This window comes from Xanthomonas hortorum (assembly GCF_024339125.1).
Taxonomy (GTDB): Bacteria; Pseudomonadota; Gammaproteobacteria; order Xanthomonadales; family Xanthomonadaceae; genus Xanthomonas; species Xanthomonas hortorum.
In genome coordinates this window covers 634,115-660,210 of the sequence record NZ_CP101417.1, presented here as the reverse complement: position 1 = coordinate 660,210, position 26,096 = coordinate 634,115, and the positions used below count along the sequence as shown (strand labels likewise).

The 26,096-nt window shown below is 64.4% G+C and carries 15 protein-coding genes; 12 read left to right on the top strand and 3 right to left on the bottom strand.

The genetic code is table 11. The features are described 5' to 3' along the window. The first annotated feature begins 157 nt into the window (after positions 1-157). The 3 genes from yghX to NMB96_RS02650 all read left to right on the top strand — a co-directional run bounded on the left by yghX (position 158) and on the right by NMB96_RS02650 (position 6,064). Positions 158-1,045: a YghX family hydrolase gene (yghX, locus tag NMB96_RS02660; RefSeq protein WP_023902680.1), complete on the top strand. Its 888-nt coding sequence runs from the start codon at positions 158-160 to the stop codon at positions 1,043-1,045. Positions 1,046-1,305: 260 nt separating this feature from the next. Further along, positions 1,306-4,194 carry a TonB-dependent receptor plug domain-containing protein gene (locus tag NMB96_RS02655; RefSeq protein WP_255086160.1) on the top strand — a complete coding sequence of 963 codons (2,889 nt, stop codon included), beginning with the start codon at positions 1,306-1,308 and terminating at the stop codon, positions 4,192-4,194. Positions 4,195-4,990: 796 nt separating this feature from the next. Next, positions 4,991-6,064, top strand: a complete 1,074-nt coding sequence (locus tag NMB96_RS02650; RefSeq protein WP_043888949.1) for a 3-deoxy-7-phosphoheptulonate synthase — start codon at positions 4,991-4,993, stop codon at positions 6,062-6,064. Between the two features lie 189 nt (positions 6,065-6,253). On the opposite strand, the gene scpC is transcribed toward NMB96_RS02650, so the two are convergent. Continuing rightward, positions 6,254-7,768 (bottom strand): succinyl-CoA:acetate CoA-transferase ScpC, encoded by a 1,515-nt coding sequence (gene scpC, locus NMB96_RS02645; protein WP_023902677.1) that lies wholly within the window; start codon positions 7,766-7,768, stop codon positions 6,254-6,256. 166 nt (positions 7,769-7,934) lie between these two features. Here scpC and NMB96_RS02640 point away from each other — a divergent pair, with 166 nt between their 5' ends. The 9 genes from NMB96_RS02640 to glnE all read left to right on the top strand — a co-directional run bounded on the left by NMB96_RS02640 (position 7,935) and on the right by glnE (position 23,315). Further along, a complete protein-coding gene (locus NMB96_RS02640; protein ID WP_255086159.1) occupies positions 7,935-10,112 on the top strand; it encodes a translocation/assembly module TamB domain-containing protein in 2,178 nt (725 codons plus the stop codon). Between the two features lie 205 nt (positions 10,113-10,317). Then, positions 10,318-12,750 (top strand): hypothetical protein, encoded by a 2,433-nt coding sequence (locus NMB96_RS02635; RefSeq protein WP_255086158.1) that lies wholly within the window; start codon positions 10,318-10,320, stop codon positions 12,748-12,750. A 432-nt stretch (positions 12,751-13,182) separates the two neighbouring features. After that, on the top strand, positions 13,183-13,692 hold the full coding sequence (locus NMB96_RS02630) for a sigma-70 family RNA polymerase sigma factor (RefSeq protein ID WP_023902673.1): 510 nt from the start codon (positions 13,183-13,185) through the stop codon (positions 13,690-13,692). A 9-nt stretch (positions 13,693-13,701) separates the two neighbouring features. After that, positions 13,702-14,751 (top strand): FecR domain-containing protein, encoded by a 1,050-nt coding sequence (locus NMB96_RS02625; protein WP_023902672.1) that lies wholly within the window; start codon positions 13,702-13,704, stop codon positions 14,749-14,751. Between the two features lie 118 nt (positions 14,752-14,869). After that, positions 14,870-17,398, top strand: a complete 2,529-nt coding sequence (locus NMB96_RS02620) for a TonB-dependent siderophore receptor (RefSeq protein WP_255086156.1) — start codon at positions 14,870-14,872, stop codon at positions 17,396-17,398. Positions 17,399-17,438: 40 nt separating this feature from the next. Continuing rightward, the gene (locus NMB96_RS02615) at positions 17,439-19,061 is read left to right on the top strand and encodes a PepSY-associated TM helix domain-containing protein (RefSeq protein WP_023902670.1); all 1,623 of its coding nucleotides are present in this window, start codon (positions 17,439-17,441) and stop codon (positions 19,059-19,061) included. Beyond that, positions 19,058-19,381, top strand: coding sequence for a hypothetical protein (locus NMB96_RS02610; protein ID WP_023902669.1), 324 nt, complete (start codon positions 19,058-19,060; stop codon positions 19,379-19,381). The genes NMB96_RS02615 and NMB96_RS02610 overlap by 4 nt, the downstream gene beginning before the upstream one ends. Then, complete coding sequence (locus NMB96_RS02605) at positions 19,369-19,719, top strand: DUF3325 domain-containing protein (protein ID WP_043888947.1); 351 nt, start codon at positions 19,369-19,371, stop codon at positions 19,717-19,719. Before NMB96_RS02610 ends, NMB96_RS02605 begins: the two co-directional genes overlap by 13 nt. 779 nt (positions 19,720-20,498) lie before the next feature. After that, on the top strand, positions 20,499-23,315 hold the full coding sequence (gene glnE / locus NMB96_RS02600; RefSeq protein WP_023902667.1) for a bifunctional [glutamate--ammonia ligase]-adenylyl-L-tyrosine phosphorylase/[glutamate--ammonia-ligase] adenylyltransferase: 2,817 nt from the start codon (positions 20,499-20,501) through the stop codon (positions 23,313-23,315). Positions 23,316-23,398: 83 nt separating this feature from the next. Here the strand turns inward: glnE and xopAG are convergent, their stop codons facing one another. Together xopAG and NMB96_RS02590 are read right to left on the bottom strand one after the other, a co-directional pair. Then, positions 23,399-24,943, bottom strand: a complete 1,545-nt coding sequence (gene xopAG / locus NMB96_RS23340) for a XopAG/AvrGf1 family type III secretion system effector (protein ID WP_023902666.1) — start codon at positions 24,941-24,943, stop codon at positions 23,399-23,401. Between the two features lie 563 nt (positions 24,944-25,506). After that, entirely contained in the window at positions 25,507-26,064 is a 558-nt protein-coding gene (locus NMB96_RS02590) for a VUT family protein (protein WP_023902665.1), read from the bottom strand. Between the last annotated feature and the right edge of the window lie 32 nt (positions 26,065-26,096).

The following is a 26,096-nucleotide window of genomic DNA, read 5'->3' as shown; positions in this document are numbered from 1 at the left end:
CGGGTTGTTGCCGCATTACGAACGAGGCTTGCTTGCGCCGCTGCAGACGCATCGGCATGCTCGGCTGGATGCGGTGTTGTGTCGTAGGCGATGCCGCTCTCTGCGCTGCGTGTGGTTGCACCCGCGTCGCAGTCCAGCCATCTCCAGGAGAACGCCGATGCGCCGTCTGACCGCTCAGGATTTCCACCCCGATCTGCTCGCGCTGTACGACGGGTACGTGCACGGCAAACTCAGTCGGCGCGATTTTCTCGACCGCGCCGCTGCGTTCGCGGTGGCCGGGTTGAGTGCGGCAGCGATCCTGGAATCGCTGAGCCCCGACTACGCGCTCGCCACGCAAGTGGAGTTCACCGACCCGGACATCGTGGCCGAGTACATCACCTATCCCTCGCCCAACGGCCATGGCCAGGTACGCGGTTATCTGGTGCGGCCGGCCAAGGTCACCGGCGCGGTGGCGGGCGTGGTGGTGGCGCACGAAAACCGCGGTCTCAACCCGTATATCGAAGATGTCGCGCGACGTGTGGCCAAAGCCGGTTTCGTCGCGCTGGCACCGGATGGCCTCAGTTCGGTCGGCGGGTATCCCGGCAACGACGAAAAGGGCCGCGCGCTGCAGGCGCAGGTCGACCCGACCAAGCTGATGAACGACTTCTTCGCCGCGGTGGAGTTTTTGATGAGCCGCGAGCGCACCACCGGCAAGGTCGGCATCACCGGCTTCTGCTATGGCGGCGGTGTGGCCAATGCGGCGGCGGTGGCGTATCCCGAGCTGGCCGCGGCGGTGCCATTCTATGGCCGTCAGCCCACCGACGCCGAGGTCGCCCGCATCCGTGCGCCGCTGCTGCTGCATTACGCCGCAGAGGACGAGCGCGTCAATGCCGGCTGGCCGGCGTACGAGGCCGCGCTCAAGGCGCAGCACAAGGTCTATCAGGCCTACGTGTATGCGGGGACGAACCACGGTTTCCATAACGATTCCACGCCGCGTTACGACAAGGCGGCAGCAACCCTGGCCTGGGATCGCACCATCGCGTGGTTCAAGCGTTATCTGGCGTAAGTGCCGCTGCCGATCGGCGCGTTCGATTTGCGGGCGCAAGCGTAACGCCCGTGTCGCGGTGGCAAGGATCGCGATCTGGATCACACTTGCATGACAGGGTGTTGACACCGATGTCATCACAGCCCTAGCGTCGCTGGGCAGGCGCTTGCGCCGAACGGTCGGGGGGCCATCGGACAGGGGGTGGCGATGCGGTGCATCGCTCGCAGGCGTCGTTGCAGTGGAACGCCACGCCGGCCATGCCGGCCTCTCCCGGGGATCTTATGAACTGCCGCAGTCATCGCCTTGCCTTGTCGATTTCCTTGTCGCTTGCCCTGTCTACCGCCGCGCAATCGGCCACTGCCCAGCAGACCGAGCCGGATCAACCACGCGCTACTTCCACCCTGGACGCAGTCAGCGTCACCGGCTCGCGCATCAAGCGCGCGCAGGTCGAAGGCGCGCAGCCGGTGGTCACCATCTCCGCGCAACAGATCCAGCAGGAAGGCTTCGCCACCGTCTACGACGTGCTCAACAGCATGAACCAGCAGGGCTCGGTGGAAGCCGATACGCAATGGGGCTCGCACACGCCCAACGCTTCGCCGATCAATCTGCGCGACCTGGGGCCGGGCCGCACCTTGCTGCTGGTCAACGGGCACCGCGTGGCCGATTACCCGCTGCCATACGGCGGCGAGAGCAACTTTTCCAACTACAGCAATATTCCCTCCGCCGCGGTGGAGCGCATCGAGATATTGACCGGCGGCGCCTCGGCGATCTACGGCTCGGACGCGGTGGCCGGCGTGGTCAACGTGATACTCAAGCGCGACTACCAGGGCGACCAGGTGCGGCTGCGCGGCGGCACGGCCACCGAAGGTGGGCGCGACAGTTTCGACGTGTCGTGGGCGGGCGGGCGCACCGGCGAAAACTGGAGCCTGACCTACGCGCTGCAGGCCACCCGGCGCGATCCGCTGAGCGGGCGCGATCGCCCCGAAATGGACGACTCCGACGACATGTCCTATTCCAACTGGACCGGCCAGAATCGCCTCTACGGCTTCAATCCATTCACCGGCCTGAGCCTGGTCGATGCCAATACCAATGAGCGTCTGGCGCCACCCGCCGGCACCTGCGCGCGCTTTGGCGGCGAGTTCGTCGATGCGCAGCGGCTGAGCTACGACCAGAACACCGGCGCGCTCACCAATGCCGGCAACTATTGCGGCGTGTCGCGCGATTACGGCGATTGGGGGCTGGTCACCGGCAGCGAGGATTATTCGGCCTATCTCTACGGCACCTGGAAGTTCGGCGAGCACACCGAAGCCTGGGCCACGCTGTCGGCCAACCGCAGCATCGGTCGCTGGACCTACGACCCGCCATACGCGTATCTGGGCCCGTTCCAGGACGCGGCCACCGGCCGCTCGCTGTATGCGATCCGCCAGCTTACCCGGCGCGAAGCCGGTGGTTGGGATCGGCTGGCCAACTACAACAAGGAGCAGTCCTGGGACCTGAGCGCCGGCCTGCGCGGTGTATGGGCCGATCGCTTCGATTGGGAGTTGAGCGTGGGCCGTTCGCGTTACACGGTGGACGAATATGTGCGCACGGTGGATACCGCGCGCGCGACCGATTATTTTCTCGGCAGTCCAACCGGCACCGCCGCCGATGGTTCATCGATTTATGCGATCAACGAAGCGCGTTTGTATGCGCCACTGTCGTCGAACGAGTACGACGACCTGGTCGCCAAATCGCATAACTCCGCCTATTCGTGGGTGAATCAAGCCAGTTTCAGCTTGAGCGGCGACGTGGTGCAGGGTTGGGCCGGGCCGATCCGCTTCGCCACCGTGGCCGAAGTGGCCAAGCAGGGCTATCAACTGTCGCCGGACCCGTGCGCTAATGAGTGCTACCCGGTCGATGTGGTCGACAGTGGTGGTGGTGAGCGCATGCGCAGCTCGGCCGGCCTGGAATTCCAGATCCCGTTGCTGTCCACGTTGAGCGCGAATGTGGCCGGTCGCTACGACCGCTATGGCAACTATCGCTCATCGGCCGTCATCCCCACCGATGTCGGCACGCAGAGCGACACCACCTGGAGTGCAGGTCTGGAATGGCGCCCGGTCGAGAGCCTGTTGTTGCGCAGCACGCTGGCCACCAGCTTCCGCGCGCCGGACATGCATTACGTGCTTGGCGAACCCAGCTCCACCAACCAGACCGTGATCGATCAATACCGCTGTATTTCCTCGGGCGCGTCTCTCACTGGCGGCTGCAATGACGAGAACAGCAACATCTTCTACACCGTGGATGTAAATCGCCGCGGCACCCCGGATCTGCGCTCGGAAACCGGCCGCTCATTCACCGGCGGGGTGGTGTGGGACATCGCGCAAGGTCTGTCGCTGAGCGTGGATTACTACCGCATCCAGCTGGAGGAAATGATCAAGGATCTGGACCGCGACGAGATCCTCTCGGCCGAAGCCGGCTGCCGCACCGGCACCACCATCAGCGGTGGTGCCTGGAACAACCCGGGCGGCGCCGGCTATTGCGACACCATCAGCTCGCGGGTGGTGCGCAATGCCGACGGCACCATCGCCAGCATCGAGCGTGGCCCGATCAATCTGGCGCAAATGGAAACCTCCGGCATCGACGCCTCGCTGAAATACCGCCTGGCCACTGCGGGTTGGGGCAACTTCCAGTTGTCGCTGGACTACAACACGCTGATCGCCTATCGCGAACAGATCTACCGCACCGACAGCGACGAAAACCGCCGCGACGAGCGCGTGCGCAGCCGCGTGCGTGGCAGCGTGCACTGGGACAACGGCGGCGCCTGGGACTGGACGGTGTACTTCCGCCGGCTCGGCTCCATGCGTGCGGTCAACTGGGGCACCTGCGCACGCTTCGACGATGGCTACCAGCCCAGTGCCGCCGATGAGTGCGTGGTCACCGACACCGCCAACGTGCATCTGGGCGAAACCAGCAAGCGCTACTTCGGCCGCGTGGGCCCGGCGATCTACTGGAACCTGAGCACCGGCTACAAGATCACCGACCATGCCAAGGTCAACCTCTACGTCAACAACGTGTTCAACGAAGTGGGTTACGAGAACAAGGAGCGCTTCTACGGCTACGGCTTCTACAACACCACCTTGTTCAACCCGATCGGCCGTGAAGTGGCGGCGGAATATGTGTTTACGTTCTGATTGAATGTGGCGGCCGCATCGCACGTCACGGATTAGCGCCGTGGCGTGTGGTGCAGTGTGGAGGTGGGTGCGATACATGCAGACATGCTTGCTGAAACGATATATGAAACGATTTTTTGCCCAGAGATGATCCTCATGTAGCTGATTTATATGGAATTTACGCGATTTTTAGGGCGCCTGAGCGCTGAGTCATGAAACGATACTCGCAGGGTGCACGGCATAGAGAGCGCTTGCGGAAATACAAGGGCCGGGCTGGTTTAAACGTCTCTGTCCACAGTGATGCTTCGACATCAGATTGGCCCGGTCGAGATCGAAGTCGAGGCTTGCGAAAAGCGTGTCCAGCTGCATCGAACGCAGCCGAATCAGCCGCTTGTTCGGCATGCTGAGCGTTCGAGTCGAACCCGATCGCATGCATCTCAGGACTATGCAAATCGCGGCAATGTCATCAGGTCCATGAAGCCTTTTGGGGGCGATACATTTGCGCGGAAACGGTCAGCGCGGGTCTAACAGCAGCCGGCATGCTCCTGCCCGATGACATCGCTGCAACGTTCCGTTGCCGATGAAACAGTGGCAACGGCGAAATGTGCGTGGTATCAATGCACCCAATGAACGCACCCCGCAGCCAGTTTTATTTTTGGTACTACGGTTTTCCGATGCCGCTGGCGGAGGACGGATTGCGCTCACCCTGAAGAAATCTTCAGCAGCATTCCCGAAAAGCCGCCAGCGCACACTGGCGGCTTTTTTGTTGCCGCCTCGCCTGGCATCCCTGATGCAACACGCCCACCGAGACACTGTTATGCCGCCTGTGACCGATGACCTGCGTATCCGCAAGATCGAAGCCCTCGCCCCGCCTTCGCAGCTGCTGTCGCTGCTGCCTTGCGACGACCGCGCCTCCGAGACCGTGACCAATTCGCGCGCTGCCCTGCACGAGATCCTGCATGGCCGCGACGACCGCCTGGCAGTGGTGATCGGGCCCTGCTCGATTCATGACCCGGTTGCGGCGATGGACTACGCGCACCGCCTGCGCCCGCTGCGCGAGCAGTTTGGCGACGCGTTGGAGATCGTGATGCGGGTGTACTTCGAAAAGCCGCGCACCACCATCGGCTGGAAGGGCCTGATCAACGATCCGGATCTGGATGGCAGCTTCCAGATCAACAAGGGCCTGCGGGTGGCGCGCGGCCTGCTTCGCGACATCAACAACCTCGGCTTGCCGGCCGGCGTGGAATTTCTCGACATCATCTCGCCGCAGTACATCGCCGACCTGGTGGCCTGGGGCGCGATCGGCGCGCGCACCACCGAAAGCCAGGTGCATCGCGAAATGGCCTCCGGCTTGTCGTGCCCGGTGGGCTTCAAGAACGGCACCGGTGGCGACGTCAAGATTGCGGTGGACGCGGTGGGAGCGGCCTCGCATCCGCACCATTTTCTGGCCGTGACCAAGGATGGCCACACTGCGGTGGCGGCGACGGCGGGCAATCCGGATTGCCACGTGATCCTGCGCGGCGGCAAGCAGCCCAACTTCGACGCGGCCAATGTGGAAGCGGCCAGCCAGGTGCTCACTAAATCCGGCTTGCCGGCGCGCCTGATGATCGACGCCAGCCACGCCAACAGCGGCAAGAATCCCGAAAACCAGCCCAAGGTCATCGACGACATCGCCAGGCAGCTGGAAGGCGGCGAGACGCGCGTCGTCGGCGTCATGGTGGAGAGTCATCTGGTTGGCGGACGTCAGGAACTGGTACCGGGCTGCGCACTCACCTACGGCCAGAGCATCACCGACGGTTGCCTGGATTGGGACGCCTCGGTGCAGGTGCTGGAGCGCTTGGCGACGGCGGTGCGTGCACGTCGTGCGAGGCGGGTTGCTGAAGCTGCGTGATTGGTTGAGAGCCCCTCTCCCCTCGGGAGAGGGGTTGGGGTGAGGGTACGGCGGAAGACAGCCATCTAAGATTGCATGCTTACAAACGACGCGGCGCACTCGCAAGGGCAACAGATGCTGTGCACTCTGCCCGGCACGACGATCAGGTGCACAGAGCGCGGCATGATCGGGCAGCTGCAACGCGCGTGATCACCCCAGCATGTCGCCTGTCTCCAACCAACGCTGATGCCACGACAGCGCTTCGGTCAACAGATGCGGAGTGTGCTTGCCGTAGCTGTCGCGATTGGCGCGCGCTACATAATCTTCCAGTGCATCGCGATAACGCGGGTGCACGCAGTGATCGAGCAACTGGCGCGCGCGTTGCTTGGGCGTGAGTCCGCGCAGATCGGCCAGGCCTTGTTCGGTGACGATCACCGAGACGTCGTGTTCGGTGTGATCGACATGGCTGACCATCGGCACAATTGACGAGATGCTGCCGGCCTTGGCGATGCTGGGGCTCAAAAAAATGGACAGGAATCCATTGCGCGCAAAATCACCGGAGCCACCGATGCCGTTCATGATGCGGCTGCCCATCACATGGGTGGAATTGACGTTGCCGTACAGGTCGGCCTCGATCATGCCGTTCATGCCGATGCAGCCAAGCCGGCGCACCAGTTCCGGATGGTTGGAGATCTCCTGCGTGCGCATGACGATGCGTTGCCGATAGAAATCGATATTGCGCTTGAACTCCTCGTTGCCTTCCGGGCTGAGTGCAAACCCGGTGCACGAGGCGTAGCGCAGCACGCCATCGCGTAGCAGCGCGAGCATGCCGTCCTGGATCACTTCGGTGAACGCTTCCAGATCACGAAAGCCGCTGCGTGCCAGCCCCGCCAGCACCGCATTGGGAATATTGCCCACGCCCGATTGCAGCGGCAGCAAACTGGCCGGCAGCCTGCCCTTGCTCACTTCATGGCGAAGGAACTCGATCAGGTGTTCGGCGATGCGTTCGCTGCTTGCATCGGCAGCGGCAAACGGGCTGTTGCGGTCCGGGCCATGCGTGCGCACCACCGCCACGATCTTGTCCGGATCGCAGCGCAGACTGGGCTCGCCGATGCGGTCGTCGCCATGCAACAGCGGGATCGGTTTGCGATGCGGCGGCAGGGCGGTGCCGTAGTAGACGTCGTGCATGCCGTCCAGACCGGCCGGCTGCCAATCGTTGACCTCGATGATCACTTTCTTGGCCAGGTCGAGCCAGGTCTTGTTATTGCCGATCGAGGTCGACGGCACCAGGCTGCCATCGGCGCGGATCGCCGAGACTTCCACCACCGCGGTATCGATCTGCCCGTAGAAACCGAACCACACGTGCTGGGCGACGTGGCTGAGATGGATGTCGATGTAGTCCAGGGTGCCGGCGTTGATGCGTTGGCGCGCATCCGGGTCGGACTGGAACGGCATGCGCATGGCGATGCCCTCTGCCTTGGCCAGCGCGCCATCGAGTTCCGGTGCGGTGGAGGCGCCGGTCATCAACTTGATCTGGAACGGTTGGCCCTGCAGATGCGCCGCTTCGATGCGCTGCGCCAGCGCCATCGGCACCGCCTTGGGGTAGCCGGAGCCGGTGAAGCCGCTCATCGCCACGGTCTCGCCGGGCTGGATCAAGGCGGCAGCGGCCTCGGCAGAAACCAAGCGTTCGCGCAGCGGCGCGTGCAGGATGCGTTCGTCGGACATGGGCAGCACAGCGGAAACGGGAGAAGCGCAATTATCGCCGCTGTACACCTCGATCGGGGCGCGACCTTGGTGGAACGAGCGAGCGCGACACCGGCCATGCGCATGTTCACGCCTCGCCGCCAGCGCAACCGCGATAGTGACGGCAGACTCATCACTGCCTGCGCCCATGCCCACACTTCGCGATCGCTTCCAGCGCTGGCCCCGGCCGTGGCGCATTGCAGTGGTCGTGATGGTGGCGCTGTATGCGCTGTATCTGCTGGCCGGTAACCTGTTTCTCAACACGCCGCTGTTCGATGCCGTCACCAACCGGCAGCCGCATAAATTCACCATGCAGACCGGCCCCGCGCTCACTGTGTTTCCGGGCCAGGTGATGGCCTGGAACGTGCGCATGCGCGGGCAGGCCAACCGCACCGTGTACGTGTTGCATGCCGATCGCGCCAACGCGCGCGTCGCCTTGCTGCCGCTGTTCCGGCGCGAGGTGCGCTTGCCGTGGTTGCATGCCACCGGCCTGAGCGCGGAAGTTGAAACCTCCGATAAACCCATTCCGCCACCGCCACGCGGCGATCAGGGCTGGACGCTGCGCTTCGATGCGATCACCAGCAACAGCATCCGCAGTGCGCGTCTGGGCAAGTTGCTGATTGCCGGTCAAGGCCACGCCACCGTCGGCTTTCTCAAGCAGCTCAAAGGCGGGCCGTCGGAGCTGTTTGCCTCCGAGGCGAGCTTTACCGATGCGGTGGTCAGCTACGACGGGGTGCAGGTGTTCAATGGCGCGCAGCTGGACACGCAATTCCAGTTTCCACGCCATTACCGCGATGAGGCACCGGGCCTGCGCAAGCTCGGCATCACCCACGCGCGCCTGCAGCTGAAGGCCAGCACGGTGGCGTTGAAGATCGACACCGGCGCGCCGCACGTGGACATCCGCAGCGGGCCCTCGGCGGCGCGGGTGGAGGCAGACATCACGCTGGATCGCGGCGCCCTGCAGCCGGGCAGCCATGCGGTCTGGCGGCTGCCGTTGCTGGCGGGCGTTGGCGCGACCGACCGCGGCATGCTGGCGTTGCAACTGGATGTGGCGCGCGATATCCGCGTGCAGGCGCGGCTGCCGCGCGATGAAAAGACCGGCAGCGAGCTGCATGCCGACCTGCGCCTCGCCGGCCGCAGCATTCCTTTCCAGAATCCGGCGCAGATGTTGCCGCGATTGTCCGGACAGGTACGTGGGCGTTGGAAGTTCGAATCCCTGAACTGGATTGCCGAGTTGTTCGTGCGCAAGCCGTGGTTCCAGCTCGAAGGCGGTGGCCTGGTCGAGGCCGATCTGCGGCTGGCGCAAGGACGGCTCGCCAGTGGCAGCAGCCTGGAGATTCCGCGTGTGGAAGCCGTGGCGCAGGTGTTCGATACACGCCTGGCCGGTGTCGCCACCGCACACGGACGCATCGACGATGCCGCCACGCCGCAGGCGCATCTGGAGGTGAGCATTCCCACGTTCAAGGCCGCGCCGCGCGATGCGCCCAAACAGATCCTGCTGGACGGCCGCGATCTGCAGCTGGCAATGCATGGCGACGCCGAACTGGCGCGCCTGCGCGACACGCTCAAGGCGCAGCTGCGTTTCAGCGATGCGCGCGTGCCCGATCTCACCGTCTACAACCGCTATCTGCCGGGCAACAACGTGCGCCTGCTCGGCGGCAGCGGCAGCCTGACCGGTGATGTGGCGCTCAACGCCTCCGGCGAGGTCGGCAGCGGTCACGCGCATCTGCGCGGGCAGGGCGCACACCTTGCACTGGCCGGCGTGCAGATGCGCGGCGATGCCGAGTTGCAGGCGCAGCTGCAGCGCGCCGATTTCAAGAACAAGTTCTTCGACCTCAGCGGCACGCGCGTGCGCTTGCGCAATATGCGCGTAGGCGACGACAGCACGGATGCCAACTGGTGGGGAGAAATGCAGCTCGGCGCCGGCACCATCCAGGCCAGTGCGCCGTTCCAGGTGGATGCCGATGCGGCGATTCGCATGCGCGATGTTGCGCCGCTGCTGTCGGTATTTGCGCAACGCGCCGATTACCCGCGTTGGGTCTTGGGCTTGCTGGATTCGGGCGAGCTAGATGCCACCGGCCGGGTGCGTTGGCGCAAGCAGCAGGTGCTGATCGACGACCTGCATGCGGAGAACGCGCGCCTGTTGCTGCGTGCGCGCTTGGCCTTGAACGAGGAGCAGCGGCGCGGCGATCTGTATCTGCGCTGGGGCGTGCTGGGTGCCGGGATCGAACTCGATGGCAAGCAACGCCAGTGGCATCTGGCCGGCGCGCGCGAGTGGTACGACGCGCAACCGGGGTTATTGCCGGCGGTGTCGAAGGCGAAGTAAGCGGTTGGTTGTTTCAGGGCTTGCGTCATGCGGCCAGCTTCGCCGTCGTCGCAGAGGCAGTGCTCGCACTGCCGCGCGTGTAGGACATCGAATGCGCACGGGCAGCCTGCTGGTGCCAGCTACGATCGGCCGCTGCGCGCCGCACTCACGGCCTGCTTGGCACACTGCGCCACGCCGCGTGCGCGGTCTTCAGGAGCCTGCCGTCATGACGATGCCTGTTCGCGCCCGCTGGCGTGGGTTGCCCCGCGCGGTGCGCTGGCCTGTGCTGGCGCTGGTTGCGCTGTATGCAAGCTATTTGCTGCTCGGCAATCTGTTGCTCAACACACCGCTTGGGCCGGCAGCGCTCAACCGCAAGCCGGACAAATTCAGCATGCACTGGGGCCCTGCAGTGACCTGGTGGCCGGGGCGTCTGGTGCTGTGGAATGTGGACCTGCAAGGCCACTCCACGCGTAACAGCTGGAATGTCAGCGCGCAGCGCATGAGCGGGCAGGTGCGGTTGTTGCCGTTGTTGCATCGGCAGTTGCTGGTGCCGGAGTTGCATGCGCACGGTGTGCGTGGCGGGATGCAGGCGGCTGCGCCGACGCCCGGTGCTGCAGCGACGCAAGCGCCGGCGACAGCGCCGAGCACGCAGGTTGCCGCTGCTCCGGTGACTGGCGCAGTCGGCACGACTACGCCAACGCCAACGCCAACGCCAACGCAAGACAAGACATCTGCATCAACGACCAACGCAAAGGCCTCAGCCAGCAAGCAGCCGCCCATGCAGATGACTGGCGCGCCCACCAGCACGCCGCAATCCGCCCAGGTCGCCCAGGTCGCTGAACCCCCGGCCAGCACCCTGCCGACCGCTCCGGCCTGGACCCTGCAATTCGACCGCATCGTCGCCGATCAAGTGCAGGCCTTGACGCTGCGCCAGCTGCAGATCGAAGGCGATGGCCAACTGCAGCTGGGCGTGTTCAAACAATTGCGCGGCGGTCCGATGGAACTGTTTCCCTCGCGTGCGACCTTCGACAACGCACGGATGCGCTGGGATAACAGCGAAGTGCTGCGCAACGGCCAGCTGCGCATCGAAGCCAGCATCGCGCGGCATGCGCCCGAGCAAGCGCGTGGGCTTGCGCTGCTGCAACTCACCGACGCGCTGGTGGCGGTGCATGGCGACACTGCCGCACTGGATGTCACACGCAATGCGCAGGGCCGCCACACGGTCGCCACGCGCGCCGGCAAAGGCCGCGCAGATGGCGAGTTGCGCTGGACGCGGGGCGCCTTGCAACCCGGCAGCCAACTGCAATGGCGCGCGCCGTTGCACGACAGCACGCGCACGCCGGCTGCCTTGCTTGGCGAACTGACAGCGCAACTGCAAGTCGATCAGGACATGCGCTTGCAAGTGCGCATGCCCGAGCCGGCCGATGCCGGGCTGACGCTGGATGCGGATCTGCGCGTACAAGGCCGGCAGCTGCCGCTGCAATCCATGCGCAGTCTGTTGCCGCGTACCTCCGGGCATGCGCGGGTGCACTGGCAACTGGCATCGCTGAGCTGGATTCCGGCGCTGTTTCCGGATGTGGACTGGCTGACGCTGGAGGGCGACGGCCTGGTGGATGCCGATCTGCGGATCGATCGCGGCCAGCTTGGTGCCGGCAGTCGTCTGCAGGTACCGCACGTGCGTGCGCATGTCGGCGTGATGGGGCATGCGATCGATGGGCAAGCCAGTGCCGATCTGCGTGTGGACGCCGATGCCAACGGGCAGTTGCTGCCTGCACTTGTATTGCAGATGCAGCAGTTTTCGATTGCGCACAGCGATGCGCCCACGCGCCCATTCGTGCAGGGCCGCGATCTGCGTCTGGATCTGCAAACGCGTGCCGATGCACGCAATCTGGCGACGTTGCGTGATGCCACACGCGCGCATCTTGTGTTCGCCAATGCGCGCGTGCCGGATCTGCGTGCCTACAACCGCTATCTGCCGCAGCAACAACTGCGTTTCGATGGCGGCAACGGTGTGCTCAGTGGCGATCTGCAGATCGAACCCGGTGGGCGTATCGGCAAGGGCGGGCTGCGCATCGGTGCGCGTGCGGCGCGGCTGCAGTTTGCCGGCCTCGCACTGCGTGGCGATGTGGATGCGGATCTGCGTTTGCAGCGCGGCGATCTGCGTGCAGAAAATTTCCGCCTCGATGCCAGCACCATCCAGTTGCGCAATATCGGATTCACCGGCCCGGATGGACAACGTCGTGATGGGTGGTGGGCGCGCATCGTGCTGGAAGACACGCACATGCAATGGCGCAAGCCGATCGGTGTGGATGGGCGCGTGCGCATCCAGGTGCGCGATCTGGCATTCCTGATGTCGCTGTACGCGCGCGATCGCTCGATTCCGAACTGGATGCTGCGGCTGGTGGATGCGGGGCAGGCGCAAGTGACCGGTCGCGTGCATTGGCAGGACGAGACCGTCATCGTCGATCGGCTGCAGGCACGCAACGAACGCTTTCAGGTGGATGCACGATTGCGTCTGCAGGGCACCCAGCGCAGCGGCAGCCTGCTTGCACGCTGGGGGATGCTGAGCGCGGCGGTTGGCCTGCGCGGCGACACGCCGGAATGGCATTTGCTGCGCGCGCCGCAGTGGTACCAGGCCCAGCCCGATCTGCTGCGCTGAGGGCGCTGCGCGGCAAGACGGTGTGAAGGAAAAGCGCCAGTTCTGTACTGCCAAGTATTGTTTTGCAGTGCAGCGTGCAAGTGGCGTTCGGGGCGCGCACTATGATCCTGCATCCCGACGTGGGGGAGGGAGCAAAGCCCGCTGGCAGTTCGCTGCAAGCGGGCTTTTTTATTGCCTGAGGTTTGGCGAGTCAAGTCACCGCCACCTGCGCTCAGCGGGAAAAACGCCTGAAGTCAGCCGGCTGGCCCAGGCCAGCCGTGCCTCCCAATGGGCTTCGTAATGGGGCAGCATCGACCCGCAACCGGAAGCCAGTGAGATAGGCCGGCCCGGAGCGGGCGCCTGCACGCGCCGCCGGCATCCGATAGAATGAGATCAATTCTCATTTATCGCCGGACGCCTCGCGGTCCGGGCTCAGCCGTTCAGGAGGTCATCGTGTCGGTCACGCAAGGCGCGCTTCATCAACAGGTGGAGCGCCTGTACACCGACCACCATGGCTGGCTGCAGGGCTGGCTGCGGCGCAAGCTGGGCGATGCGTTCGTGGCCGCCGACCTGGCGCAGGACACCTTCATCAGCGTGATCAATGCCGGTGCGGCCGCCGAGATCCGCGAGCCGCGGCCGTTCCTGGCCACCATCGCGCGCCGGCTGATGGCGCACCGGCAGCGCCGCAAGCTGCTGGAAACCAGTTACCTGGAAATGCTGGCGGCGCTGCCGCAAGAAGTGGCGCCGTCGCCGGAGCTGCAACTGCTGGCGCTGGAAGCGGTGCAGCAGCTGGACCAGGCGCTGGACGGCTTGCCGCCCAAGGTGAAAGAGGCCTTTTTGCTGGCTCATCTGCAGGAGCTGAGCTACGCGCAGATCGCCCAGCGGCTGGGCGTGTCCAGCAGCTCGGTAAAGCAATACCTCACGCGTGCCAACCGGCATTGCCTGTTCGCGCTCTCGGCGTGAGTCGCACAGATGGGTGATGCCGCGTCCCGCAGCACGCAGTCCCTTGGCGCCCAGCGGCCACTGCTGGCCGGCGGGCAACCGATCAGTGCGCAGGTCGCCGATGCGGCAGCCGAGTGGCTGACGCTGCTGATGTCCGGCAGCGCCAGCCACGCGCAGCTGCAGCAATGGCAGCAGTGGCGCGATGCGCATCCGGATCATGCGCGCGCGTGGGCGCATATCGAATCGGTGACCGGGCGGCTGAAGACGCTGACGCCGCAGGCGGCGTATCGCAGCCTGTCGCCGTATGCCGGTAACAACGGCCAGGCATCGCCGGGGCGGCGCAAGGCGCTGAATCTGCTGCTGTGGGGCGGGGTTGCCGGTGCCACCGGCGTGCTGGTCTCGCGCACCGAACCCTGGCAACGCGCCACCGCCGACTACGCCGCCGCGACGGGGCAGCGCCGCGACTTGCAGCTGCAGGACGGCAGCCGCATCACGCTCAATACGCGCAGCGCCATCAATGTGCGTTTCGATGCGCAACAGCGGCTGCTGCAGGTGCTGGCCGGCGAAATCATGGTGACGACCGCGCATGCGCTGGGCGCCGGCCACGATGCGCGACCCTTCGTGGTGCGCACTGCGCAAGGCGATATCCGTGCGCTGGGCACGCGCTTTTGCGTGCGCCAGGACGAGGGCGATACGCAGGTGAGCGTGCTGGAAAGCGCGGTGGAGGTGCGCCCGCTTGCGGTCGCGCAGGCTGCTGGGCGCGTACATGCGGGAGAGCAGTGTCGCTTCACCACCGAGGCGCTAGGCGCCATCGCTCCAGTCGGTGCGCAGGCGGCAGCCTGGGTGCGCGGCCAGTTGATCGCCGACGAATTGCGGCTGGATGCCTTCATCGCCGAACTGGGCCGGTATCGCCCCGGCCTCCTGCGCTGCGACCCGCAGGTGGGCGCGCTGCGCGTCTCCGGCGTCTTTCCGCTGGACGACACCGAGCGCATCCTGGCGATGCTGCCCAGCGTGCTGCCGGTGCGGGTGAGCCGGCGCAGCCGGTATTGGGTGACGGTGCAAGCGGCCGGGCAGGGCTGAGGCGCTGCCAGGCGGCACGTCGACGAAAAAAGTTTGCTGCTGGTCTGCCCGATCGCCGCAGTTGCGGCACCTCCACAATGACGGTGTCAGTGCGACACCAACATCTTGTGGAAACAGCATGTCGATCACTGCCCGCCGCGGCCAACGTTTTTCTTCTTCGTTTCAGCGTATCGCCTCTGTACGGGCAGCACAGCGGCCCATCAGCACAGCAGTTGCGATTGCGCTGTGCAGTCTGGCGCTGTGTGCAGGCATGCCCGATGCAATGGCGCAAAACGCAGCCGCCACGCAGGATGCGCGGCAGAGTTATCGCATTCCTGCCGGCCCGCTGGCACCGGCGCTGCGCAATCTGGCCGGTTCGGCCAACCTGTTGCTGAGCTTCACCGCCGCGCAGACCGACGGCAAGACCACCGCCGGGCTGGATGGCAGCTACACCGCACCGGCGGCGTTGGCGGCGTTGTTGGCCGGTAGCGGCTTGCAGGCGGTGCCGTTGGAGACCGGCGGCTATGTATTGCGCGCCGCGCCACGGGTGAGCGCGACCAGGAGCGAAGTGGATGCGTGGCTGCTGCCGACCGTCAAGGTGACCGCGCAGGCCAACCGTAGTGCGGCCACCAGCGGCACCGGCAGCTATACCGCGCGTGCGGTGAGCATCGGCCGCGGCGAGCAATCGCTCAAGGACATCCCGCAGTCGATCAGCGTGGTCACCCGCCAGTTGATGGACGAACAGAACATCACCTCGGTCTACGACGCGCTGGCCAGCACCACCGGCATCACCATCGTGCAGAGCCCGCAGGGCGGCAAGTACATCTATTCGCGCGGGTTCGACATCACCACGGTGCAGTACGACGGCGTGCCGCTCAATCGCGGCATGTACGGCCGGGCGAGCAACTACAGCGCCAACATGGGCATCTACGATCGCGCCGAGGTGTTGCGCGGTGCGGCTGGCCTGCTGCAGGGCGCGGGCAATCCCGGTGGCGCGGTGAACCTGGTGCGCAAGCGCCCGCTGGATGTGCCGGGCGTGAGCGTGATGGTGCAGGGCGGCACGTGGGATCGCTACGGCGCTCTGATCGATGGCAGCGCCAACCTCACTGCCGATGGCGCGTTGCGCGCGCGCGGGGTGATCGACTATCAGGACCAGGGCTCGTTTGTGGATGGCGTCACGCGCCGCACGCCTACCTACTACGGCACGCTCGATTACGCGTTCTCGCCGCAGACCCAGCTCAGCCTGGGCGTGAGCTACGAACAGGTCGAAGGCCGGCCGTTCTTCGGCGGCTTGCCCAGCTTTACCGATGGCCGCGATATCGGCCTGCCGCGCGAGACCAATCTGGGCGCGCAGTGGAACCGGCAGTCCTCGTCCAATCGCGGGCTGTATCTGGACCTCGACCATCGCTTCAATGCCGACTGGGTGTTCAAGCTCAGTGCGGTGCAGGTGCGCGAGCTGCACGATCTGAAATACGCCAGCTCCAGCCGCGCGATCAATCCGGCCAACGGCACCGGCGCCTTGTTGGCGGCGCGCACCATCTCCGATACGGATGCGTTCGGCTTCGATGCAAATGTGATCGGGCATTTCAACGCGCTGGGCCGCCGGCATGAGCTGGTACTGGGCAGTAACTTCGCCGAGAACACGGTCGACACCGTCTACGGTACCAAGAACAACTTCCAGACCTTCAACGTGTTCGATCTGCAGCGCAATGTGCGGGCGATCAGCGACGAAGAAATCTTCGCCAATGCGCGCGAGGCACGGCATGGCACCTCGCGCGAGTTCGGCCTGTCCGGCGCGTTGCGCTGGCAGTTGAGCGACCCGCTCAAAGCCATCGTCGGCACCCGTGTGAGTTGGCACGACACCCAGTGGAACACCACCACCACCGGGCTGTCGCCGTCGCAATCGATCGAGCACACCCGCGAGACCGGGCAGGTCACGCCGTATGCTGGCCTGGTGTATGCGTTGAGCCCGACCTGGTCGGCCTATGCCAGTTATGCGGACATCTTCCAGCCGCAGAACGCGCAGACCGAAGCCGGCGACATGCTCAAGCCGATGACCGGTGCCAACTACGAGCTGGGCATCAAGGGCGAGTGGCTGGATGGCCGCATCAACACCGCCTTTGCGCTGTTCCAGATCGAGCAGAAGAACCGCGCGCAGGCCGACCTGACCACCAGCCCCACCTGCCGCAACAACGACTTCTGCTACATCGACAGCGGCAAGGTGCGCAGCCGCGGCTTCGATGCCGAAGTGAGCGGTGAAGTGCTGCGCGACTGGAATGTGTTTGCCGGTTACACCTTCAACCGTACGACCTATCTGCAGGATGTCACCAGCCAGGGGCAGGCCTTCAACAGCTATACGCCCAAGCATTTGCTGCGGGTATGGACGACGTATCGGTTGCCGGGTGTGTTGCAGGATGTGACCGTTGGGGGCGGCGTCAGTGCACAGAGTGCGGCGTATCGGCAGATCGGCACCGCCATCGCACCGATCGAAGGACGTGCGGTGTGGAATGCATTGGCGCGCTATCAGGTCAACCGGCAGTGGTCGCTGGCGGTCAACCTCAACAACGTGTTCGACAAGCAGTACTACAACACGCTGTCCAGCTTCGTTAACGGCCGCTATTACGGCGAACCACGCAATGTGATGGTGACCCTGCGCGGCGCACTGTAATGCAGGCATCGGCAATGAGATGGTGCTTGGCGATGGCCGCATGAAGGAGGGGTTTCGCCAAAGCATGGCGTGGCTGCATACCTGGTGCGGCCTCACCTGCGGCTGGTTGCTGTGCGCGATCTTCTTGACCGGCACGCTCAGCGTGTTTCGCGACCCGATCACCCGCTGGATGCAGGCCGCACCTGCCTTGCCGAGTGCGAGCACGCACACTGCGTTACCGGAACAAGCACTGGTGCCGCGTGCATTGGCACAGCTGCGTCAGCTGGCGCCGCAGGCACGCCTGTGGCGGATCACCTTGCCTGCGCATCCAGGTGAGGCGCTGACGCTGTTCTGGCGTACGCCGGATGGCCAGGGCCAGGCTTCACTGGATCCCGGTAGCGGCGAAGTCTTGCCGTCGCCGTGGGGCCGGCAGACCGAAGGCGGCCGGCATTTCATGAGCTTCCACTACACCTTGCACGGCGGCATTCCCGGCTATTGGCTGGTGGGCTGGGTGTCGATGTGCGGGCTGATCGCTTTGGTGTCCGGGGTGATCGTGCACAAGCGGATCTTTCTGGATTTTTTCACCTTCCGTCCGGGCAAGGGCCAGCGCTCGTGGCTGGACGCGCACAACGCCACCGCGGTGCTGACGCTGCCGTTTCTGCTGATGATCGTCTACACCGGGCTGGCATATTTCTACACCAGCTACATGCCCGCGCCGTTGCATGCGGTATATGGCAGCGATGAGGACGCGTACACGCGGTATGCCGATGATCTGTCGCCGGCGTCGCCTGTTGCAGGTGCAGACGACACTGCGCTGAACAGCGTGCCTGCCTATCTGCCGGAGTTGGTGCAGCGCGCTGCGGTACTCAACGGCGCGCCTGCGCAAACGCTGGTGATTGAGCGCCCGGATCAACCCGGCAGCAAGCTGCGCGTGATTGCGCCTGTGGCCGACACCGGCAGCTCGCGGCGTCTGCTCAATCCACCCGGCAGCGTGGTGTTCGATGCGAATAGCGGCGCGGTGCTGGAGCAGCATGCAGACGCCTCACGTACCGACGTGCGCGCGCAGGACGTGGAAGAGGTCATCAAGACCTTGCACGTGGCCGGTTTTGGCGGCTGGACCAGCAAGTGGCTGTATTTCATCTGCGGCCTGGCCGGCACCTTGATGATGGCGACCGGCACGCTGCTGTTTTCGATCAAGCGGCGTCGGCGCAGCGAGCAGGAGTTCGGTGCGGCCACCGCCGGCATCTATCGGGTGGTGGAAGCGCTCAATGTCGCCGCGCTTGCGGGAACCGCATTGGCGAGCATTGCGTATTTCTATGCCAACCGCTTGGTGCCGTCTGCGAATGCTGAGCGCGTGCAGATCGAAATCCATGCATTCCTATGGGTGTGGATGGCCACGCTGCTGCATGCGCTGCTGCGCCCGCCTGCACGTGCATGGGTGGAGCAATTGGCAATGACCGCGCTGCTGTGTCTTGGTTTGCCGCTGCTCAATGCGCTGACGACCGGGCAACACGTTGGCGTGTATCTGGCTGCCGGCGATCTGCAGCGCGCCGGGGTCGAGCTGGTCTCGCTCGCTTTGGCTGTGGCGTTTGCGTACGCATCGTATCGCGCGCATCGCAGTGCCATGCGGCCTGCGCCGGTGCGGGCCAAACGGGGCGTCACAGCCGCGAGGGATGCGTTGTGAATCGTGCTTCCAGCACTGCATCGGTAACGCGCGATCGCTGGTCGGTCGCCGGTCGCGTGCTGGCCGCCAGTGTCGGTGGCTATGCACTGACCTCCATCGGCTGCAGCGTGCTGGCGCAGCTGCTGACCCGGTTTGCCGGCGTCTTGCCTGCGGTGGCGGTACTGAGCACAACGTTACTCAGCTTCGTCATCTACACCGTCGTGGTGTTATGGATGTTTCGCGCGCGCAATGCGTTGCGCATGTGGTTGTGGCTGGGCATATGCCTGGGAGTGCTGGCTGGCACAAACTGGCTACTGCGGAGCACGCCATGGGTGGGCTGATGACTGCGCTGCTGGGCACGGCGCTGTGCCATGCCGGGATGCTGGCGTTGGCCGTGGCGATGCATCGCCATTACGAGCAGCTGACCGGTCGCCGCACTGCACCAGTCACACAGCGATGGTTGCTGCGCTCGATCGGTATCTGCCTGTTGTTTGCAGTGCTTGTGCTGTGCGTAGTCGGTTGGGGCGGCACGGTGGGAACGATGTTGTGGTTGGGGTTTCTCAGCGTGGGCGCGCTGTGGGTGGCGCTGGGCCTGGCGTACGCGCCGCGCTGGAGCGGGCGGCTGGCGTTGCTGCTTGGCTGCGTGGCATGTGTGGTGATTGGCTGGCGCGCGCAGTAGGTGGTGCGGCGTTTGCTGACCAGTGAAGTGAGGTAGGCAATGGCAGTGACGTTGCTCGGATCGAAACGCGCCGACACTCTCGACTGGTCCTTGCCCGCCCACCGTCGCGGGACCTTACGCGGCATGGATGCCGCGTAAGAGCCTACATGGACGTACTTGCGGCGTGTCCTGCGATGGTGGGCGGGCAAGGGCCTTGCAGCCAAGCCGCAGATCAACCGCTCTGCACTTGACGCATCCACATCGTTCAAACGCCTCTCAAGACGACCGAGAGCTCGAGCTTCAGCGTCGTCTGGATGTTCTCAACCGAGTAAGTCGAGGGCGCGATGCCCTCGCCGCTTGCAGGACACGCCGTGAATCCGTCCGTGGAGGCTCAGTGGCGGCATCCATGCCGCCACATGGTCCCGCAAGCGGCGAGGACACCGCGCTAGAAAGTTGGTCGGCTGCTTTCTTAAAAGCTTGCCATTGCTCGGCCTGTGCGGGGGAACATGACCGAACGCGCCGTTATCCAAACAACGCACGTCATGCACTGCTTGCAACCATGCACGCCGACCAACTCGACTGGTCCTTGCCCGCCCACCGTCGCGGGACCTTACGCGGCATGGATGCCGCGTAAGAGCCTACATGGACGTACTTGCGGCGTGTCCCGCGATGGTGGGCGGGCAAGGGCCCTGCACGGAAGCCACAGAGCACATGTGTTGCAGTTGTGTTGGCTGCTCTAAACAAAGCCGGATCAATCGCAGACACGTGCCGCCATCACGCAGGGATGCCAGAATCCATGCATGTCGCCGCCCATCGTCTCCGTGTCTCCTGCGCTCACCGCTCTGATCGAGCGGGCCGTAGCGCGCGTCCGTCATGCTCTGCCTGCCGACCAGTCCTGGCCGGGCGATGACGTCGACCAGCGGCTCGAAAAAGTCGCGCTCGCCAGTGAGTTTGCACTCGATACCCTGGCGCGCCAGCCGGCGTTGCTGCAGCACCTGGCGCAGCCCGATCCGCCACCGTTGCCACTGCCGCTGCTCGATCCCGCACAGCCCCAGGCCTGGCCGGCGCAGCTGCGGCGCTACCGCAGCGCGGAATCCACACGGCTGGTGTGGCGCGATGTGCTCGATCTGGACAGCGTGGACGACACCCTGGCCGGCGCAACCCGCCTGGCCGAAACCTGCCTGCAATGCGGACTGCAGGCATTGGAGCAGCAATTCCGCGACCGCCACGGCCAGGTGCTTGCCGAAGACGGCAGCGTGCAGCGGCTGGTGGTGTTCGGGCTCGGCAAGCTCGGTGGTGGCGAGCTGAATTTTTCCTCGGATGTGGACCTGGTCTACGCATATCCGCAGGGCGGCCAATCCGATGGCGCGCGCCCGCTGGCCGCCGAGGAATATTTTGCACGTCTGGGCCAGCAGCTGGCCAAGCTGCTCGACGAAACCACTGCCGATGGTTTCAGCCATCGCGTGGATTTGCGTTTGCGCCCGTTCGGCACGGCCGGGCGGGTGGCCTTGTCGTTCACCGGCATGGACCACTATTTTCAGCGCGAAGGCCGCGATTGGGAACGTTATGCCTGGCTCAAGGCGCGTGCGGTGGCCGGCGATATCGCTGCCGGCGAAGCCTGGCTGGAAACGCTGCGGCCCTTCGTTTACCGGCGCTATCTGGACTTCACTGCACTGGATGGCTTGCGTGACATGAAGGCGGCGATCACCGCCGAAGTGGCGCGGCACGATCGACTGGACGACATCAAGCGCGGGCCGGGCGGCATCCGCGAGATCGAGTTTCTGGCGCAATCGTTGCAGCTGATTCGCGGCGGGCGCGAACCGACCCTGCGCGAGCGTCGCTTGCTGCCTGCATTGCGGGCGCTGGTCGCTGCAGGTCAGATGGATGCCGACAATGGCGATGCCTTGATCGAGGCGTATCGCTTCCTGCGCCGGCTCGAAAATCGTCTGCAGATGCTGCGCGATGCACAGACGCATGCCTTGCCGCAGGCAGCGTTGGATCGCGAACGCATTGCGTTGGGCCTGGGCTATGCGGATTGGTCGGCATTGCTGCAGGCACTGGCCCCGCAACGTGCGCGCGTGGCCGCCGAATTTGCCGAGCTACTGGCACCACGCGTCCATGCCACCGCGCCCGATGCGCTTGCCGATTATTGGCGCGCGTTACCCGAAGGCGATGCCGCGCCGTTGGCAGGCATCGGCTTGCACGATCCAGCCGGCGCGCATCAGGTGCTGGCCGATTTTGCCCAGTCCTCCGGCGTGCGTGCGCTCTCCGATACTGCACGCGCACGGCTCGACCGCGTGATGCCGGCGCTGCTGCATGCGGCCACCCGCGCCAGCCAGCCCGATGCCGCCGTGCGCCGCATGCTCGGCCTGTTGCAGGCCACCTTGCGCCGCACCAGCTATCTGGCGCTGCTGGACGAACAACCTAGCGCGCTCGCCCGCCTGGTCGATGTGCTCTCGCGCAGCGCCTTGCTGGCCGAGCGCCTGGCGGCGCATCCGTTGTTGCTGGACGAACTGCTCGATACCCGCATCAGCGGTCCATTGCCCGACCGCGCCGCATTGCATACCGCATGCGTCGACACCTTGCAGATCGACGATACCGAAGCGGCCTTACGCGAACTCAACGAGCGCCGGCTCGCGTTGAGCTTCCGCATTGCACTGGCCACGCTCGATGGTCGCCAACAACCCGTGGACAGTACCCAGCAACTGGCCTGGCTTGCCGAGGCCGTGGTGCAGACGGTGTTGCAGCTGGCACGCCGCGAATTGGTCGCCGCGCATGGGCAGGTGCACGGCGGCGCATTCGCCATCATCGGCTACGGCAGTCTGGGTGGCCTGGAGCTGGGCTTCGGCTCGGATCTGGATCTGGTGTTTCTCTACGACCACCCACGCGAGGTGGAAGCCTCCGATGGCAAGCGACCACTGGAAGCCGGGCGCTGGTTTGCGCGGCTTGCGCAGAAGGTGATGACATTGCTGGGCGCCGAAACCGGCGCCGGCCGTCTCTACGACATCGATGTGCGGCTGCGCCCGGACGGCGGCAAGGGCGCGTTGGTGTCCTCGCTCGCCAGCTATCGCGACTATCAACGCGATCGTGCCTGGACCTGGGAGCATCAGGCGCTGGTGCGCGCACGTGCGGTGGCCGGCGATGCCGCGCTTTGCGAAGCGTTCGTGCAGGTGCGTCGCGAGACGCTGACACGCGTGCGCGACCCCGCTCTGCTGCACGAGGACGTACGCAAGATGCGTGCGCGCATGCGCAGTGAACTGGATCGCAGCGATGCCGGACGACTGGATCTCAAGCAGGGCGCTGGCGGCTTGGTCGATCTGGAATTTGTGCTGCAGGCCGGTGTCCTCGGCAAGGCAGCACAGCATCCCGAGTTGCTGTTGGCCTGCGCTACGCCCGCATTGATCGACGCGCTGGTGCAGGTGCAGTGGCTACCGGCCGAGAGTGCAGCGCCGCTGCATCACGCCCACGCCACGTTGGTGGAGGCGGGCCTGAGTTGCACGTTGGATCGTCGGCCACGTTTGGTGGTCTCCACGCCTCCGATTCGGGATGCTTGCCAAATTGTTGCAGCGATTGCAGATGCGCAGCAGTTGCGATTTCCGCCAGGAAAAGGCGCCTAAAGACGTCGGCGGAGCCAGCCGTTTCTCTGCAGAGCGGCACGCCCGGCAGTCCTTGTGCGCTACGCATCAGCACTCGCTCGGGTCTAGGCGTTTCTGGTCATGGACCTTCCTGCATAGAACGCCTGTGCTGCATCCTTACAGACATTCTCGTAAAACACGTCGGCATCCTCGGTGGTGTAGCCGGCTCCGACGAAGCATCCGCGCGCGATTTCATGCAACGTATGCCTGACGCTGCTCGCATCGTCGTATACAGCATTGAGGCATGCCACCACTACCCCTACATCCTGTTTGGAAAGACGGGGCTCACCACTCATCAAGCGTGCGTGGTTGATGCATGCAACGGCATTTGCGCTGGTGAACGAATCGCCCAACCCGGAACAGTCTTCGAAGCCATTGCCTTGCGCGTTGAGCTTGAAGTGCACGATCGGCAGGCCTTCCATATTCTTCTGCTTCGCCATCTCCATGAAGTCTGCAAGAGCTTCGGGTCGATCCTGCAGACGCCTGGACTGGAACTTCGTTTCCAACTGTTGCAATAACGGCCCGGCGACACTGGTGTTTCTTTTCAATACGCTGATGGACGGATCTTCGAACATCAGGGTCGCATCGATCCTGTCTGTTTGCTCCTGCGATAGCAGCCCGTTGGCGATCAGCGTTTTCATGATGACCTTTTCTGGGTGGCCCCAATGCTCCTCGGCGGCATACACCTGACGGAAATTCAGGATCGCTTGGCCGGCAGCGTGTTGTGCCTGCTTGCCAAGTTTGTCGTCGCCCTCCAGTGCACGTTCAAGCAATTCCATGCACTGTTTGAGCGACAACGCTCTGTCGCTCTGGGAATCCTGCTTGAAATGCTGCATGCCGCGATTGATGAAGGGCTGGGTGATTGATCGTGAGGTATATCCGCTTGCACCGGTCTGAGCATTGGGTACGCCGGTCAGAGAGTACTTGTTCTTGGTTTCGTAGAGCGGGCTTCTACTCAGGTCCGGATTGGCCGGGACATGCGTAGGGGCGTACTGGGCAATGCACTCGTCCCTGACGCGCTCGCCCTTGAGGCAGGCAAGGTTGGTGAGCAGCGATTGCCTTGCGTGCTGGCTGTCGAAGAGGTGTCCAATATGAACCTTGGTCGCCGCACGGTAGTCGCTCATGGTGGCGAACTGGTTGGACCCGCACGTTTTGATCGGTACGAAGGGACGGCTGTGCGATGCGCGTTCTTCTTCGGTAGCGCTGTGATACCGCGCGTGATAGCTCTCCGCTTTCACGCATGCTTGGTCAAGCCGATCATTGCTGCTAAATCCGGCCTTGCCGTCGCGGAGCGAGGTCGTTGAAAGAAAGAAGTTGTCTGCCACATAGCCTGCGCCAGCGATGCCAAGAGCGTACTTGGCAGCTCGTTTTGCCCACTGTCCACCATGGTCTCTGCCATTCTTTGGTGTGCCGTCCTGCGTATTGGGTGGACGTTGGCTTTGCTGTTTTTGCTTGTTCTTTCGAGGCAACGCTCCCAGTAAGCCTGCCGTCGTTTCTGCACAGGGAGTGGCTGACGCCGACGCAGACGCGGGCGTGGATAACCCGGAGGAGGCGCCAGGGGTCAGTAGCCGCTGAACGGTGGCCAACGGCAGTGAGGTTTTTGTTCGCATGAGGGGTCTCCTAGAGTGCAGGACGGAAATCAGCGATGCCGGTTGAGTCGATGCTGGGCGGGCCTATGACCGAACGTAATGAACAGAGCGTGCCGGGTAGAGAATTGAGGGGCGTAGCACACGTTTGTGGGTGCCGTCTGGTGGTTTCATCCATCATCGGTCCAGCTCTGCCATTAAAGATGCGGACCGCCTAATCAATTCGGTGTACGCAATCTCTCGTTCCGCCACGTGATAATGAATACGCCTTGCCGCGGTGGAGTCACCTGGATTTGCCTGTACTAGGACGTCGCTGACCAAACGCGATATGCCGGTGTTCTCGATGTGCGTGCAACAGTGTGGGCGCATCAACCCTAGTCGACACGTAAACCAAGCGTTTTTTTGCTCCCAGTTGACTCACGAGACGACTGTGCCGCAGATCTGCGCACGCTTTCATTTCGACTGCGAAGATGTGATGTCATAAGCGAGCAGCCACGTTGTGGCTCGTATTAGGAGCGTGTGCGATCGATGCACTGCCGTTTGATACAGGCGTACCCGTATCATGTCGATCCAGGTGTGTGCTGCAGTCACCCGCTCGCGCGCGGAGCACTCCGCCACAGCAGTGCGCGGAACGGGCCGAGCAGAAATACGCCCATGCCCAGCTTCACCGCCAGATCGCCGGCCGCCCAGCTGATCCACGGCAAGCCGACGCCGGCAAAGGCGATGCTCCAGAAGATCGCCGTATCCAGCGTGGCGCTGCAGGTGGTGGCCACGATCGGTGCGCGCCACCAGTTGCCATTGCGCAGGCGATCGAACACGCTGATATCCAGTAATTGCGCGGCGATAAAAGCGCTGCATGACGCGACCGCGATCCGCGGCGTGGCCAGCCAGATCGACAACACCACCGCGAGCGCAAACCCGCACCAGGCGACCTTGCGCGCTGCGCGTGGGCCGAAGCGGCGATTGATCAGGTTGCTCACCAGAAATGCCAAGGGGTACGAGAACGCGCCCCAGGTCAGCCAATCGTTGATCGGGTACTGCACCAGAATATTGGACAACAGCACCACCGCGCCCATGGCCAGCACCGCCCACGTCAAGGCACGTGCGGTGAGCGGAGCGAACAGCGTGGGGGATGTGGTGGACATGGCGGTGCGGCAGTGAGCGATCAGCGCGAATT